The following is a 13,747-nucleotide window of genomic DNA, read 5'->3' on the forward strand; positions in this document are numbered from 1 at the left end:
CGCCTGCGTGGTCGTGGCCCGGCGCTGCCTGGGCATTGTTGCGGTTGGGGTGGCTCGGCGTTCCGTACAGCCCCGCGGACGCGGGACCGCCCGCAGCCCCCCGGGCCTGTTCCGCGGCGCCCGGCGCACCGCCGGACGCCGCCGCGTGGCCCGTCAGACCGCCGCATGCCACCCCGCCGAACGGCGGCTCGCCGCCCGGCCACTGTCCGCCGACGGAGACCCCGGCCTCGGAGCGCACCGGCGCCTCGCCGGCCCGGGGCGTCGCGCTCACGCGGGCCACCGCGACCGTGCCGCGGCCGGGGACGCTGTGCAGGGCGAAGTCGTCGGAGAGGCGCCGGCACGTGCCGAGGCCGGCGCCGAGCGAGCGGGTCGTGGAGAAACCGTCGCGCAGGGCCGCGGGCACGTCGTCCATGCCCGGTCCGTGGTCGATCGCGGCGATCTGCACCACCCGGGACTCCGCCCGGCCCTCCCGCAGCACCGGAGGGGCGACGACGTCGATGAGCACCTGACCACCCCCGGCATGCTTCAGCAGATTCGTGGCGAGCTCCGTCGCGACCAGCGCGGCCGCCGCGGTACGCCGCTCGTCCAGCCCGGCACGCGCGGCGGCGTCCTCCGCCGCGACCCGCGCATCGCGCACCCGGGTCGAGTCGCGCACCGGCACATCCCACACGCGCGGCATCAGACCTCCTCGCGCGGACGCGGCGGCCGGCCCACCCAGCACGTCACCCGCACCGTGGTGCCCGAGCCCGGCGTGGTGTCGATGCCGAAGTCGTGCACCAGGCGCCGCGCACCGCTCAGCCCCATCCCCAGACCGCCGCCGGAGGTGTAGCCGTCGCTCAGCGCCTGCTCCAGGTCGGCGATGCCCGGCCCCTCGTCGGTGAAGGCCAGCCGCAGCCCCTGCGCACCCGCCCTGCTGACCTGCGTGGCCTCCATCTGTCCGCCACGGCCGTGCACCAGGGTGTTGCGGGCCAGCTCGCTGGCCGCGGTGACGAGCTTGGTCTGGTCCACCAGGCCGAAGCCGAGCCGGGCGGCGGCCTGCCGTACGTGCTGTCGCACCCACACCAGGTCCATGTCCGACCGGATGGGCAAGCAGGCCTCCACGCCCGCGGCAGTGTGCATCACGGACTCTCCTGACGCGGGCTGCCGGGGCGGGTCACCGGGGCCTGCTGCGCGAGGAGCTCCATACCCGCCTCGGTACTGAGCGCGGTGCTCAGCCCCGGCAGCGTCAGACCCAGTTCGACCAGGGTGATGGCGACCGCCGGGCGCATCCCGGCCACCACGGTGCGCGCGGCCAGCAGCTTGGCCTGCGCGGCGATCTCGGCCAGCACCCGGCCGAGGAAGGAGTCGACGATCTCCACACCGGAGATGTCGATGAGGACCCCGCGAACCCCGGTACGGGAGATGGTCTCGGCGAGGTCCTGCTGGAGCTGCTGCGCCGTGCTGTCGTGCAGGTCCCCCTGGAGCGTGACAAGCAGGACGTCGCCGAGCCGGAGCACCGGCACATGGCCGGTCACGGGACCTGGGTACGCGTCGTTCACCGCTGACCCGCACCCGGGTTCACGATGTCCGTGCCGAGCTGGTGCAGCGCGTACCCCAGCGCGTCGGCGAGGCTCGCACGGGTGATCACGTCCAGGTCCAGACCGAGATGCACGATCGTCTGCGCGATGGCGGGGCGGATGCCCGAGACGATGCACTGGGCGCCCATGAGACGCGCCGCGGCGACCGTCTTCATCAGGTGCTGGGCCACCAGCGAGTCGACCGTCGGCACCCCGGTGATGTCGAGGATCGCGAACCGTGCGTGCTGTTCGACGACGGCGTTCAGCAGGGTCTCCATCACGATCTGGCTGCGGGCGCTGTCGAGCGTCCCGATGAGCGGCACGGCCACGACGCCGTCCCACAGCCGGATGACGGGCGTGGCCACCTCCATCAGCTGCAGCCGCTGCCGGTCGCTGAGTGCCTGCCACTCGCTCAGTGCCGTCTGCATGGCCACCAGCCGCAGGGTGCCCATCAGCACCGTCATCGCGGTCGAACAGGCCCGCAGGTGTTCGGGGGGCGCCTGCTCGAGATCGGCGGCCAGCAGGTTCTCCACGGGCGGCCGCAGGGCGGCCAGCTCGCTGGAGACCTGGGTGTTGGACAGCCCGGCTCGGGAGCGGGCCACGCCCATCCGGGCCAGCTGCTCGCGCACCCCGCTGAATCCCGCGGCGTCCGGGTCCTCCACCTGGTCCGAGTCGGCCACTTGGGCCAGGGCGTCCACGACGGCCTTGCCCGCCTCCACCGCCTCGTCGCGCGAGACGGTGAACACGGTGCGGAACAAGGGCTCGTCCGCCCACCGCTGGGCGATCTGCTCACGCCGGCGGTGCAGGAAGTCCCTGACCTCGTGGGAGGGCGTGGCGAGCTGTCCGTCCGCTTCGTGCTCCGGCACCTGGTTCTCTCCTCATCCGCGTTGCGTCGACCGAGCCCGCTTCTGGGAACGAGACGGCGATGTGACACTTGCCGGGCGACAACTCTAACCATGCGCCGACCTCGTACGACACCTGCTCCGGTGCAAGCGATCCGGTCCAGGAGAACGGCGGTTGGCGCCGCCGCGATCGGCGTGCGAAGGGCGGGCGAGCCGTCGTCCGGGCAGGGCGGAGCGAGGGCACCGGCCCGCCGACTTCGCCGGCGCCGGGCCCGAGGGGGCACCCTGACCGTCAGACGCTCGGCTCCTCGGGGAGATGCGGCCCTTCGTCGACACGGGTCAGAGCCTCGTCGACACTCTCCGATATCGGCACCGTGATGCTGACGCCGGTCAGATCGAGGATGCGCCGCACAGCCGGCGTCGGGCTGATGACGTGCACGCTGCCCTCGGTCTTACGGGTCTCCTGGTACACCCGCAGAATGATGTTCATCCCGGACGAGTCCATGAAGGGGACGGACGAGAGGTCGAGCAGGAAGTGTCGTCGGCCGTGGTGGAGTTGGTTGGCCAGATGGGCCTGGAACTCGGTCGCGGTGTCGACGTCCAGGTAGCCGTCGACCGTGATCAGGGCCACGTCCTCCCGGGGCAGTTCGACTTCCACGGACAGCGGGTTCTGGGCGAGGGGCACGGATACCTCCAACAAGTGCTACGGCCTGGGCTGGTCACCTCTGGGGATGACCGCGGTGCGAGGGGATCCCGGTCGTTCTCCGGACTCGAATGCCGTTTCTCATGCGCCTCCCTTCGTGGACGGGCTTCGGATGTCACCGCGCCCCCGCGATTACCCCGGAAACCGTCCTCCATGCACCCGCGGTCCGACATCGCCGGGACCGGCCGCCGGAAGTCGCCCGCGGTAGCAGGTGTGTGCGCCGAATGCGCTTGCGGCAGGAGGGTAGTTGCTGCTGTGGAACGCGGTGGGCGCGAGGTGTCCGCCGGAGGCATTGCGATCCGCACATCGCCAGGGAGGATGGAGCAGCGTGGCCATCGACAGGATCTGGTCGTACGCGCCGGACAGCGGTCACATCGAGGGGCAGGACCTGACCGGTTTCGCCGTCGCCGCGACCGACGGCACGATCGGGCACGTGGACCGGGAGGCCGCGCCGCACGGGATGCGGCATCTGGTCGTCGACACCGGTGTCTGGGTGTTCGGCCGCAGCGTCCTGGTGCCGGCCGGAGTCGTCACCGGCATCGACACGGAGGGGAGGAAGGTCACACTGGCCTGCAGCAGGGCGGACGCCAAGGCGGCGCCCCGGTTCCAGACCGACAGCGAGACGAGGGACCAGGAGTACCTGCGGGCCGTGGGTGACTACTACGACCGGCTGCCGCCGCGCGAGACGGCCTCGGTCTGAGCCGGTCACGGGCGCCTCGCGCCCGTGACGCTTCCCGGCTCACCAGGGCATGAACACGTGCACGTCCTTGCCCCGGCCGTCGGCCACCACGCTGACCTGGTCGCACAGCGTGTGGATCAGGTGCCAGCCGATGCCCCCGCCGCCGCTGCGCGGGTCGAAGGGGCGAGGGGCGGGCTCCGTGGTGCTGGTGTCGCGCAGAACCACATGCACACCGTCGAACGTCCGGCGCATCCGCAGCGCGAACGGACCGGGGGCGTACTGGACCGCGTTGGCGGCCAGTTCCGTCACCACCAGCAGGATGTCGTCCCAGTACTCGGGGGCAGAGGGCGGGGCGGAGCGTGCCAGATCACGCAAGAACTCCTCCGCGGCCAGCCGCGCACCTGTCACGTCATGCGGCTCGCCCACGAAGCTGTTCGTGCGGCTCGGGATCTCCTCGGAGGTCAGGGCGTCGTCCCCACGCGGCTCGGTTGACATATCGCCTTTCCGGCCCGGGCGTCAGCAAGGGCTGTCGTCAGGGCTGTCGTCCTTTCTCTTGCGTCGCCACTGTTGCGTGTTCCCGAGGGGGCGAGGCCTAGTCGTCCGGTTGCACGCTCAGCGGAACACATTGTCCGAATCATCCCAGTTTGGCGGTTCGTCCGGGGTGCTCGGCCGCCCGGGACGCCTGCGTGACTGGTACATCGCGTCGATCTCGGAAGCGTAGTGCCGCACGATCTCGTCCCGGCGCAGCTTCATCGACGGCGTCAGCAGCCCGTTGGCCACGTCGAACGGCTCCGGCAGGACCCGGAACACCCGGATCGACTCCGACGGCGACACGGCGCTGTTGGCCGCGGCCACGGCCCGCGCGACCTCCTCCCGCAGCGCGTTCTCCTCCCGTGCCTCCCGCATCTCGCCCTGCAGCGCCAGCGCCGCCCGCCAGTGCGCCAGGAACTCCGGATCCAGCGTGATCAGGGCGCCGACGCAGGGCCGGTTGTCCCCCACGACCACCGCCTGGTGGATGAGCGGGTGCATCCGCAGCCGCTGCTCCAGGGCGAGCGGGGCGACGCTCTTGCCGCTGCTGGTGATGATGATGTCCTTCTTGCGGCCGGTGATCGTGAGATAGCCCTCCGAGTCCAGCCGCCCGAGGTCCCCGGTGGCGAGCCACCCGCCGCGCAGCGCGGCCCGGGTGGCGGCCTGGTCGCCCACATACCCCTGGAACACCGACGGGCCGCGCACCAGGATCTCCCCGTCCTCGGCCACCTGGATCTCCATGCCCGGCAGGGCTCGCCCGACCGTCCCGGACTTCTCCCGGCCCAGCGGCTGCATCGTCACCCCGCCGGCGGTCTCCGTCAGGCCGTACCCGTCGTGCACGTAGATGCCGATGCCCTCGTAGAAGAGGGACAGATCGCGGCTGAGGGGGGAGCCGCCGGACGTCGCCCGCTGCACCCGTCCGCCCAGCGCCGCCCGCAGCCTGCGGTACACCGTGCGCTCGTACAGGGCGTGCTGGAGCCGCAGGTCGAAGCCGGGGCCCCGGCCGCGGCCCAGCCGCTGGCGCTCCAGGGCCGCGGCGAAGTCCCGGGCCGTCTCGGCGGCCCGCTCGAACAGTCCGCCGTGACCCCTCTGCTGAGCCGTGCGCAGGAAGTTCTTGTAGATCTTCTCGAGGATCGACGGGACCGCGTAGAGGTAGGTCGGCCGGAACGAGCGCAGCGCCGCCGACAGCGCCTCCCCGCTCAGATCCCCCTGGTGCCCCATCAGCAGCCCGCCGCGCACGCACAGCCCCTGGATCATCAGCCCGTACACATGGGAGAAGGGCAGGAAGGCGAGCACGGAGCCCTGCTCCCCGCGCCGCGCGGCCGTGTGCCCCCAGCCCGCCAGCAGCGTGTCGCAGGGGCCGGCCAGGTTGCGGTGGCTGAGCGCGCAGCCCATGGCATGGCCGGAGGTGCCGGAGGTGTAGGCGATGACGGCCGTGGAGTCCGGCAGCACGATGCGGCGCATCGAGTCGACCGTGGCGATCGGGATGAACTCCCCGCGCACCGTCAGGTCCTCCAGGGCGCCCGCGTCCAGCTGCCAGACGTGGCGCAGCAGCGGCAGCGACGCGCACACCGAGCCGACGGTCATGACCCCCTGCTCGTCCTCGACCACCACGGCCACGCAGCCGGCGTCCCGCAGGATCCACTCCACCTGGTCGCGTGACGACGTCGGATAGACCGGGACGACCTCGGCGCCCACGGCCCACAGCGCGTGGCACAGGACCGTCCACTCGAACCGGGTGCGCGCCATGATCGCCACGCGGTGGCCCGGCGCGATCCCCGAGGCGATCAGCCCCTTGGCCACGTCCACCACCTCGTCGCGCAGCTCGATCGCCGTCACCTCCTCCCAGGTCGCGGAGGCCGGGTCGGCGCGGCGGGCGAGCATCGGGCGGGTCGGTTCGCGGTCCGCCGTCTCGAAGACGCTGTCGGCGAGCCCGCCGGTCAGGGGCGCCACGGTCGGGGGAGCGAGGGCGAGGTCGCGCATGCACTGCTCCTGACATGTACGGGGTGTGACGTTGCCGACGGGTACCGTCATCGGCGGTGCTCGAATGTAGTCGAGTGGAGACCCTTCGGGGTCGGAAAATACGGAAGTGGAATCCCCTGATGATCTCGGGGTGACCGGGGGACACGGACGGCATGACTCACATCAGCCCCGATCCCGAACCCGAACGCACCCCCGGTCTGGAACCCGGCGGTGGTGTACCACCGGGCGAGACCCCACCCGCGGAGAGCAGCATGCCCGAAACGCTGCCCCGGGAGACACACAACCCGACCAAGGGCTGGGCCAGGGCCCCGCTGACCGTGATCATCCTCGTGGTGGTGCTGATCGCGGCGTTCTTCCTGGCCTACGCCCTGGTCCTGATCCTCTGAGCCCCTGCCCGGAACAGACGGGACGCCTCACGCCTGCGTGTGGCGGACGCACTCGGTGACGACGTCCCGCAGACTCCCCGTGCGCTCCATCAGCGCGCGCTGCACCCGAGCGCCGTTGCCCCTCCTCAGCAGTTCGTCGCAGGCGGCCCGGGCCCGCTCCAGGTCACCGGTGCCCGCGAGGGCCTCCTGGACATGGTCCAGCAGGGCACGGACCACGGCCTCGGCGGGCATGCGCCGCATGGTCTCGGGGTGCAGCAACTCGTCCGAAAGGCCGGATCGGGCGGCCTGCCAGTCGGCCAGCCGCAGCAGACTGACGCCGTGGCCGAGCGGCTCCCGGCCGGCCTGCCACTCCCGCGCGGCCGTCTCGACCAGCCCGCGGACGAGGGTGGCGATCAGCGCGGCCGTGCCGGAGTGCAAGCAGACGTCCGAGACCCGGATCTCCACCGTCGGGTACTGCTGGGACAGCCGCGCGTCGAAGTAGATCATCCCGTCGTCGAGGATGACGCCGGTCGCCACCATGTCCGAGATCACACGGTGGTACCGCTCGGCCGAGCCGAAGATCTCGACAGGACCGGCCGACGGCCAGCGCCCCCACACCCTGCTGCGGTAGCTGCTGTACCCCGTGTCCTTGCCCTGCCAGAACGGCGAGTTCGCGCTCAGCGCCCGCAGCACCGGCAGCCACGGCCGCAGCCGGTCGACGACCGCGACGCCCTCCTCGTCGGACTCGACCGACACGTGCACATGGCAGCCCATGACGAGCTGCTCCCGGGTGGCGATGCCGTACTGCTCCGCCATCCACTGGTAACGCTGGTTGACTCCGATGGCCGGACTGACCGGCAGCGGCGAGGTGGCGAGCGCCGCCACGGTGCAGCCGATCTCCCCCGCGTGCCGGGCGGCCTCCTTGCGGCAGCGGGCGATCTCCGCGCGCAGGCTCTCCATGGACGACTGCGGATGGGTGGCGAACTCCAGCATCTGCTCATGGAGTTCCTTCTCGAAGACGTCCTGATCCGCGTCGTCCTTCTCCGCCCGGGCGAGCACCGCTGCGGACAGCGCCCGCGGTTCACCGGTCTCCGGATCGACCAGGAGGAGTTCCTCCTCCACTCCCACGGTGCGCACCTGATGCCCGCCCTTCTGTGCCCTGCCGCGTCGTACCACCGGGGGCACCCGGTGGTACGACCCCCAGTGCCCCTCACAGGCGGGTGGGACACCTGTTGGGGCGGCAGGACTTCACACGGCGAACGGCGTCAGCCACACCGTGGCGAGCGGGGGCAGCGTGATGTGGACACGGCCTTCCTCCGGTTTGACCGGGTCCGGGTTGGTGACGCCGCTGCCGCCGTAGCGCGTGTCGTCGGTGTTGAGCCGTTCCTCCCAGGCGACGACGTCACCCGGCACCCACAGGCCGTAGTCCTGCCGCACGACGGGGGAGAAGTTCGACACCGCCAGCAGCGGATTGCCCTCGGCGTCGTAGCGGAGGAACGCGAAGACGTTGTCGTCGGCCGAGTCCACCGCGACCCACCTGAAGCCCTCCGGGCGGGTGTCGCACTGCCACAGCGACGGCGTCGCCCGGTACGCGGTGTTCAGGTCGCGGACCAGGTCGCGCACGCCCCGGTGGTCGCCCGCCGAGTGGTAGCCGTCGTCGAGCAGCCACCACTCCGGCCCCTGCTCCACCGACCATTCGGCGCCCTGCGCGAACTCCTGCCCCATGAACAGCAGCTGCTTGCCCGGGTGGCCCCACATGAAGCCGAGGTAGGCCCGGTGCGTGGCGCGCCGCTGCCACCAGTCGCCGGGCATCTTCGACACCAGCGCCTGCTTGCCGTGCACGACCTCGTCGTGGGAGATCGGCAGGACGTAGTTCTCGCTGTAGGCGTACACCATCGAGAACGTCAACTCGTGGTGGTGGTACTTGCGGTGCACCGGCTCGTGGGCGATGTACTCCAGCGAGTCGTGCATCCAGCCCATGTTCCACTTCAGCCCGAAGCCGAGCCCGCCGGTGTCGGTCGGCCGGGTCACCCCGCCCCAGGCCGTGGACTCCTCCGCGATCGTGACCACGCCCGGAGCCCGCCGGTACACGGTCGCGTTCATCTCCTGCAGGAACCCCATGGCCGCCAGGTCCTCCCGGCCGCCGTAGGCGTTGGGCTCCCACTGGCCGTCCTCGCGCGAGTAGTCCAGGTAGAGCATCGAGGCGACCGCGTCGACCCGCAGCCCGTCGATGTGGAACTCCTCGCACCAGTACACGGCGTTCGCGACGAGGAAGTTGCGCACCTCGGTGCGGCCGAAGTCGAACTCGTACGTGCCCCAGTCCGGGTGCTCCGCACGCCGGTCGTCCCCGGGCTCGTACAGCGGTTCCCCGTCGAACCGGGCCAGCGCCCAGTCGTCCTTCGGGAAGTGCGCCGGCACCCAGTCCATGATCACGCCGAGGCCGGCCCGGTGGCAGGCGTCGACGAAGAACCGGAAGTCGTCCGGAGTCCCGAGCCGGGCCGTCGGAGCGTAGAACCCCGTGACCTGGTAACCCCAGGACCCGTGGAAGGGATGCTCGGCGACCGGCATCAGCTCGACGTGCGTGAAGCCCATGTCCTTCACGTACGCCGGGAGTTCCTCGGCGAGCTGCCGGTAGGTCAGCCCCGGCCGCCAGGAGGCAAGGTGCACCTCGTACACCGACATGGGCGCCTCGTGCACCGGCGTGTCCGCGCGGTGCGCCATCCACTCGGTGTCGCCCCACTGGTAGTGCGAGGCCGTCACGATCGACGCCGTGTTGGGCGGCTCCTCGCAGCGACGGGCCATCGGGTCGGCCTTGAGGAAGCGCTGGCCGTATCGCGAGTGGATCTCGAACTTGTACGCGGTGCCCTCGCCGACGCCCGGCAGGAACAGCTCCCACACGCCGGAGGCGCCCAGGGACCGCATCGGGAACTGCGTCCCGTCCCAGTGGGTGAAGTCCGTGGCGACCCGCACGCCCTGCGCGTTCGGCGCCCACACGGTGAACCGGGTGCCGGTGACGCCCTCGTGGGTCATGGGCTGCGCACCGAGCGCCGTCCACAGCTCCTCGTGCCGGCCCTCGCGGATGAGGTGCAGGTCGAGCTCGCCGAGCGCGGGCAGGAAGCGGTACGGGTCGTGCGTCTCCTGCTGGCCGTCCTCGTACGCCACGTGCAGGGTGTACTCGGGGATCGCGTCCAGCGGCAGCACGCCCGAGAAGAGGCCGTCCCCCTCCGAGACGAGGGCCGTGCGCCTGCCGCCGATCACCACGCTCACGGCGCGGGCGAAGGGGCGCAGGGCCCGGAACACGACCCCGCCGGGCACCGGGTGGGCGCCCAGCAGCCCGTGCGGATCGTAATGGGCACCCGCCAGCAGACGTCCGCGGTCCTCCGGACTCAGTGCGGGCGCGGTCGTGCTCGGGACCGGACCTGACGGCTCCGGGATTGAGGTGTCTCGCAGGGCCACGGCTCAGTCTCCTCTCACAGCGAGGCGCTCGATCGCCGCCATCGGTACAGGCAGCCAGTCGGGGCGGTGCCGTGCCTCGTACAGCACCTCGTACACGGCCCGGTCCGTCTCATAGGCGCGGAGCAGTCCGTGTTTCTTGCGCGGGTCCCAGCCGGCGCGGGCGGCGTAGCCCGCGCAGTAGGCCTCGCGGCAGCGGCGGGCCCACTCCGGGCGCCAGGGGCGGCGCTGCCGGGCGGCGTAGTCGAAGGAACGCAGCATCCCGGCGATGTCCCGCACGGGGGAGTGGGCGCTGCGCCGTTCGGAGAGCGGCCGGGAGGGCTCGCCCTCGAAGTCGATGACGAACCACTCGCGCCCGGCCCGCAGTACCTGGCCCAGGTGCAGATCGCCGTGGATGCGCTGGGCGGGCGGCCCGGGGTCGCAGCTGGTGAGGGCGGCGAACGCGGTCCGCAGTCCCGGCACGAACGGCTGAAGCGCGGGCACGCAGTGCGCGGCGGCGTCCAGCCGCTCGATCATCGCGGCGGCCGTCTGCCCGTTCTCCCCGGGCCCGCCGACGGGGAACGCCGACGCCAGCGCGAGGTGCACCTCCGCCGTGGCCGCGCCCAGCGCCCGGGCCTGGACCGTGAAGTCGTCCCCGGCGGCCAGCGCGTGCAGCCCCAGCGTCCAGCCGTCGGAGGCGTCCCGCAGATACGGCTGGAGCACGCCGAGGGTGGCCTTGAAAGGGTGGTTCGTCTGGAACCAGGCGACGGGAGCGGGCACGCGGTGACAGCCCTGGCGAGCCAGTGCGCCCGGCACCTCCAGATCCGGGTTGACGCCCGGCTGGATGCGCCGGAAGACCTTCAGGATGTACTCGTCGCCGTACACCAGCGAGGAGTTGGACTGCTCGGCGTCCAGCAGCCGCGGCACCAGCCCGGCGGGCACCTGCTGGTCCGGGTCGCAGTCGAAGCGCAGGGGGCCCGCGGTGCCCGGGTGCCGCAGCCGGTCCAGCAGCAGCTGGGCCGAACGGGGGTCGTGCAGCGCGTCGTAGACCGTCAGTCCGGCCAGCGGCCCGTCCTGCACCCGCCCGATGAGCGCCCGCCCGAGCCGCGGCGACGGCTGCTCCCGCACGCCGAGCAGCAGCTGGTAACAGTCGCCGGCCGGGGGAGCCCCGCCGGGCGAGGGCACGCCCGTGTGGCCGGCGTGACCGGCGTGGACCAGCAGATGCAGACAGCCCGGGAAGAGCTCGGTCATCGACAGCAGACCGAGTTCCGTGACGGGCCGGTCCTTGCCCGCGAACCAGCGCTGCCGGGGCAGCCATTCGCGCAGCAGCCCGCCGAGCGACTCCATGGGCTCGCCCAGGCGCGGGAGGTCCGGGCCGAGGGATGCGGTCTTCGGCATGGTCACGCCTCCTTTCGTCGGCGCAGGCTCACAGTCGCCGGCCGATGCGGGATGCGACTCGGGTGAGCCTGAACCAGTAGAAGCCGTGGCCCCCGAGGGTCAGCAGATACGGCAGCTCGCCGATGGCCGGGAAGCGGACCCCGCCGAACAGCTCCACCGGGTGCCGCCCCGCGAACTCGCGCAGGTCGAGCTCGGTGGGCTGCGCGAACCGCGCGAAGTTGTTGACGCACAGGACCAGGTCGTCCTCGTACTCCCGCAGGAAGGCCAGCACCGCGGGGTTGGAGGAGGGCAGTTCGGTGTACGAGCCGAGTCCGAAGGCGGGGTTCTGCTTGCGGATCTCGATCATGCGGCGGGTCCAGTGCAGCAGCGACGACGGCGATGACATCGACGCCTCGACGTTGGTCACCTGGTGGCCGTAGACCGGGTCCATGATCGCCGGAAGGCAGAGGCGGCCCGGGTCGCAGGTGGAGAAGCCGGCGTTGCGGTCCGGGGTCCACTGCATCGGCGTGCGGACCGCGTCCCGGTCGCCGAGCCAGATGTTGTCGCCCATGCCGATCTCGTCGCCGTAGTAGAGGATCGGCGAGCCCGGGAGGGCCAGCAGCAGCGCGGTGAACAGTTCGATGGTGTGCCGGTCGTTGTCCAGCAGGGGAGCAAGGCGCCTGCGGATGCCGATGTTGGCGCGCATGCGGGGGTCCTTGGCGTACTCGGCCCACATGTAGTCGCGCTCTTCGTCGGTGACCATCTCGAGCGTCAGCTCGTCATGGTTGCGCAGGAACATCCCCCACTGGCAGCCCGAGGGGATGGCCGGGGTCTTGGCCAGGATTTCGGAGACCGGGTAGCGGGACTCGCGGCGTACGGCCATGAAGATGCGCGGCATGACCGGGAAGTGGAAGGCCATGTGGCACTCGTCGCCACCGTTCGCGTAGTCGCCGAAGTAGTCGACGACGTCCTCGGGCCACTGGTTGGCCTCCGCCAGCAGCACCGTGTCCGGGTACTGCGCGTCGATCTCGCGGCGGACGCGCTTGAGGAACGCGTGCGTGGCGGGCAGGTTCTCGCAGTTGGTGTCCTCGGACGCGTACAGGTAGGGCACCGCGTCCAGCCGGAATCCGTCGATGCCCAGGTCCAGCCAGAACTTCAGCGCGGCCAGGATCTCCTCCTGGACCCGCGGGTTCTCGTAGTTGAGGTCCGGCTGGTGGGAGAAGAAGCGGTGGAAGTAGTACTGGCCGCGCACCGGGTCGAACGTCCAGTTCGACGCCTCGGTGTCGACGAAGATGATTCGCGCGTCCGGATAGCCCTTGTCGTCGTCGGCCCACACGTAGTAATCGCCGTAGGGTCCGTCGGGGTCCTTGCGCGACTCCTGGAACCACGGGTGCTGGTCGCTGGTGTGGTTCATGACGAAGTCGATGATCACGCGCATGCCGCGCTGGTGGGCGGCGTCGGCGAACTCCACGAAGTCGGCCAGGTCGCCGAACTCCGGCAGTACGGCGGTGTAGTCGGAGACGTCGTAGCCGCCGTCGCGCAGGGGGGACTTGAAGAACGGCGGCAGCCACAGGCAGTCGACGCCGAGCCACTGGAGGTAGTCGAGCTTGGAGGTGAGGCCCTTGAGGTCGCCCACGCCGTCGCCGTTGCTGTCCTGGAACGAGCGGACGAGTACCTCGTAGAAGACGGCGCGCTTGAACCAATCCGGGTCACGGTCCCTGGCGGGAGTGTCCTCGAAGGTGTCCAGCACGGGCTCGTTCACGGTCATGACGCTCTTGCCCCTCCGTTCGCACGCGCGGCGGGCGGGGACTGGACGTGAAGGACGTGCGCGGGAGCCCGCCCCGGCTCCAGACGCACGTAGTTGGTCCTGCTCCAGTGGTAGGTCTCGCCGGTGAGCTCGTCGCGCACCGGCACCGACTCGTGCCAGTCCAGGCCGAGTTGCGGCATGTCCAGCGAGACCGTGGCCTCCTGGGCGTGATGCGGGTCGAGGTTGGCGATCACCAGGACGACATCGGATCCGCTGCGCTTGCTGTACGCGATGAGCGCGTCGTTGTCGGTCCGGTGGAAGCGGAGGTTCCTGAGCTGGTGCAGCGCGGGGTGCTCGCGCCGGACGGTGTTGAGCCTGGTGAGCAGCGGGGTGATGGTGCGGCCCTCACGTTCGGCCGCTGCCCAGTCGCGGTGCCTGAGCTGGTACTTCTCCGAGTCCAGGTACTCCTCGCCGCCCTCCTTCAGCGGGGTGTTCTCACACAGCTCGTAGCCGGAGTAGATGCCCCACGTCGGGG

General features: G+C 71.2%; 12 protein-coding genes and 2 pseudogenes. 2 read left to right on the forward strand and 12 right to left on the reverse strand.

Translation table 11 applies throughout. The features are described 5' to 3' along the window. Positions 1-343 precede the first annotated feature (343 nt). The 5 genes and pseudogenes from G3I77_RS33760 to G3I77_RS33780 all read right to left on the reverse strand — a co-directional run. Positions 344-679, reverse strand: a pseudogene (locus G3I77_RS33760) (ATP-binding protein); the annotation flags it as partial. Further along, positions 679-1,119, reverse strand: coding sequence for an anti-sigma regulatory factor (locus tag G3I77_RS33765; RefSeq protein ID WP_248509889.1), 441 nt, complete (start codon positions 1,117-1,119; stop codon positions 679-681). The pseudogene G3I77_RS33760 and the gene G3I77_RS33765, both read right to left, overlap by 1 nt. After that, the gene (locus tag G3I77_RS33770) at positions 1,119-1,538 is read right to left on the reverse strand and encodes an STAS domain-containing protein (RefSeq protein ID WP_248509890.1); all 420 of its coding nucleotides are present in this window, start codon (positions 1,536-1,538) and stop codon (positions 1,119-1,121) included. The genes G3I77_RS33765 and G3I77_RS33770 overlap by 1 nt, the downstream gene beginning before the upstream one ends. After that, positions 1,535-2,422 carry an STAS domain-containing protein gene (locus G3I77_RS33775; protein WP_248509894.1) on the reverse strand — a complete coding sequence of 296 codons (888 nt, stop codon included), beginning with the start codon at positions 2,420-2,422 and terminating at the stop codon, positions 1,535-1,537. Before G3I77_RS33775 ends, G3I77_RS33770 begins: the two co-directional genes overlap by 4 nt. A 268-nt stretch (positions 2,423-2,690) precedes the next feature. Then, a complete protein-coding gene (locus G3I77_RS33780) occupies positions 2,691-3,083 on the reverse strand; it encodes an STAS domain-containing protein (protein ID WP_248509897.1) in 393 nt (130 codons plus the stop codon). Between the two features lie 346 nt (positions 3,084-3,429). On the opposite strand from G3I77_RS33780, the gene G3I77_RS33785 reads away from it, so the two are divergent. Beyond that, the gene (locus tag G3I77_RS33785) at positions 3,430-3,801 is read left to right on the forward strand and encodes a PRC-barrel domain containing protein (RefSeq protein WP_248509902.1); all 372 of its coding nucleotides are present in this window, start codon (positions 3,430-3,432) and stop codon (positions 3,799-3,801) included. A gap of 39 nt (positions 3,802-3,840) precedes the next feature. On the opposite strand, the gene G3I77_RS33790 is transcribed toward G3I77_RS33785, so the two are convergent. Both G3I77_RS33790 and G3I77_RS33795 read right to left on the reverse strand, forming a co-directional pair. Then, positions 3,841-4,275: an ATP-binding protein gene (locus G3I77_RS33790; protein WP_248509904.1), complete on the reverse strand. Its 435-nt coding sequence runs from the start codon at positions 4,273-4,275 to the stop codon at positions 3,841-3,843. Positions 4,276-4,392: 117 nt separating this feature from the next. Beyond that, a complete protein-coding gene (locus tag G3I77_RS33795) occupies positions 4,393-6,291 on the reverse strand; it encodes a long-chain fatty acid--CoA ligase (RefSeq protein WP_248509906.1) in 1,899 nt (632 codons plus the stop codon). 152 nt (positions 6,292-6,443) lie between these two features. Between G3I77_RS33795 and G3I77_RS33800 the strand changes: the two genes are divergently transcribed. Continuing rightward, positions 6,444-6,677 (forward strand): DUF6480 family protein, encoded by a 234-nt coding sequence (locus G3I77_RS33800; RefSeq protein WP_248509907.1) that lies wholly within the window; start codon positions 6,444-6,446, stop codon positions 6,675-6,677. Between the two features lie 27 nt (positions 6,678-6,704). Here G3I77_RS33800 and G3I77_RS33805 read toward each other — a convergent pair whose 3' ends face one another. The 5 genes and pseudogenes from G3I77_RS33805 to G3I77_RS33825 form a co-directional block, all read right to left on the reverse strand. Beyond that, entirely contained in the window at positions 6,705-7,793 is a 1,089-nt protein-coding gene (locus tag G3I77_RS33805; protein WP_248509908.1) for a glutamate--cysteine ligase, read from the reverse strand. Positions 7,794-7,904: 111 nt separating this feature from the next. Continuing rightward, positions 7,905-10,112 (reverse strand): 1,4-alpha-glucan branching enzyme, encoded by a 2,208-nt coding sequence (glgB, locus tag G3I77_RS33810; protein WP_248509914.1) that lies wholly within the window; start codon positions 10,110-10,112, stop codon positions 7,905-7,907. A 3-nt stretch (positions 10,113-10,115) separates the two neighbouring features. Continuing rightward, entirely contained in the window at positions 10,116-11,486 is a 1,371-nt protein-coding gene (locus G3I77_RS33815) for a maltokinase (protein WP_248509916.1), read from the reverse strand. Positions 11,487-11,514: 28 nt separating this feature from the next. Beyond that, positions 11,515-13,233 carry a maltose alpha-D-glucosyltransferase gene (gene treS, locus G3I77_RS33820; RefSeq protein WP_248509924.1) on the reverse strand — a complete coding sequence of 573 codons (1,719 nt, stop codon included), beginning with the start codon at positions 13,231-13,233 and terminating at the stop codon, positions 11,515-11,517. Next, positions 13,230-13,747, reverse strand: a pseudogene (locus G3I77_RS33825) (DUF3459 domain-containing protein); the annotation flags it as partial. The gene treS and the pseudogene G3I77_RS33825, both read right to left, overlap by 4 nt.

This window comes from Streptomyces sp. D2-8, from assembly GCF_023184515.1.
In the GTDB taxonomy this organism is placed as follows: Bacteria; Actinomycetota; Actinomycetes; order Streptomycetales; family Streptomycetaceae; genus Streptomyces.

Bases quoted from the DNA above. Each gene is read 5' to 3' on its own strand.
- treS (WP_248509924.1), bottom strand. From the start codon at position 13,233: ATGACCGTGAACGAGCCCGTGCTGGACACCTTCGAGGACACTCCCGCC.
- G3I77_RS33790 (WP_248509904.1), bottom strand. From the start codon at position 4,275: ATGTCAACCGAGCCGCGTGGGGACGACGCCCTGACCTCCGAGGAGATC.
- G3I77_RS33795 (WP_248509906.1), bottom strand. From the start codon at position 6,291: ATGCGCGACCTCGCCCTCGCTCCCCCGACCGTGGCGCCCCTGACCGGC.
- G3I77_RS33765 (WP_248509889.1), bottom strand. From the start codon at position 1,119: ATGCACACTGCCGCGGGCGTGGAGGCCTGCTTGCCCATCCGGTCGGAC.
- G3I77_RS33800 (WP_248509907.1), top strand. From the start codon at position 6,444: ATGACTCACATCAGCCCCGATCCCGAACCCGAACGCACCCCCGGTCTG.
- G3I77_RS33815 (WP_248509916.1), bottom strand. From the start codon at position 11,486: ATGCCGAAGACCGCATCCCTCGGCCCGGACCTCCCGCGCCTGGGCGAG.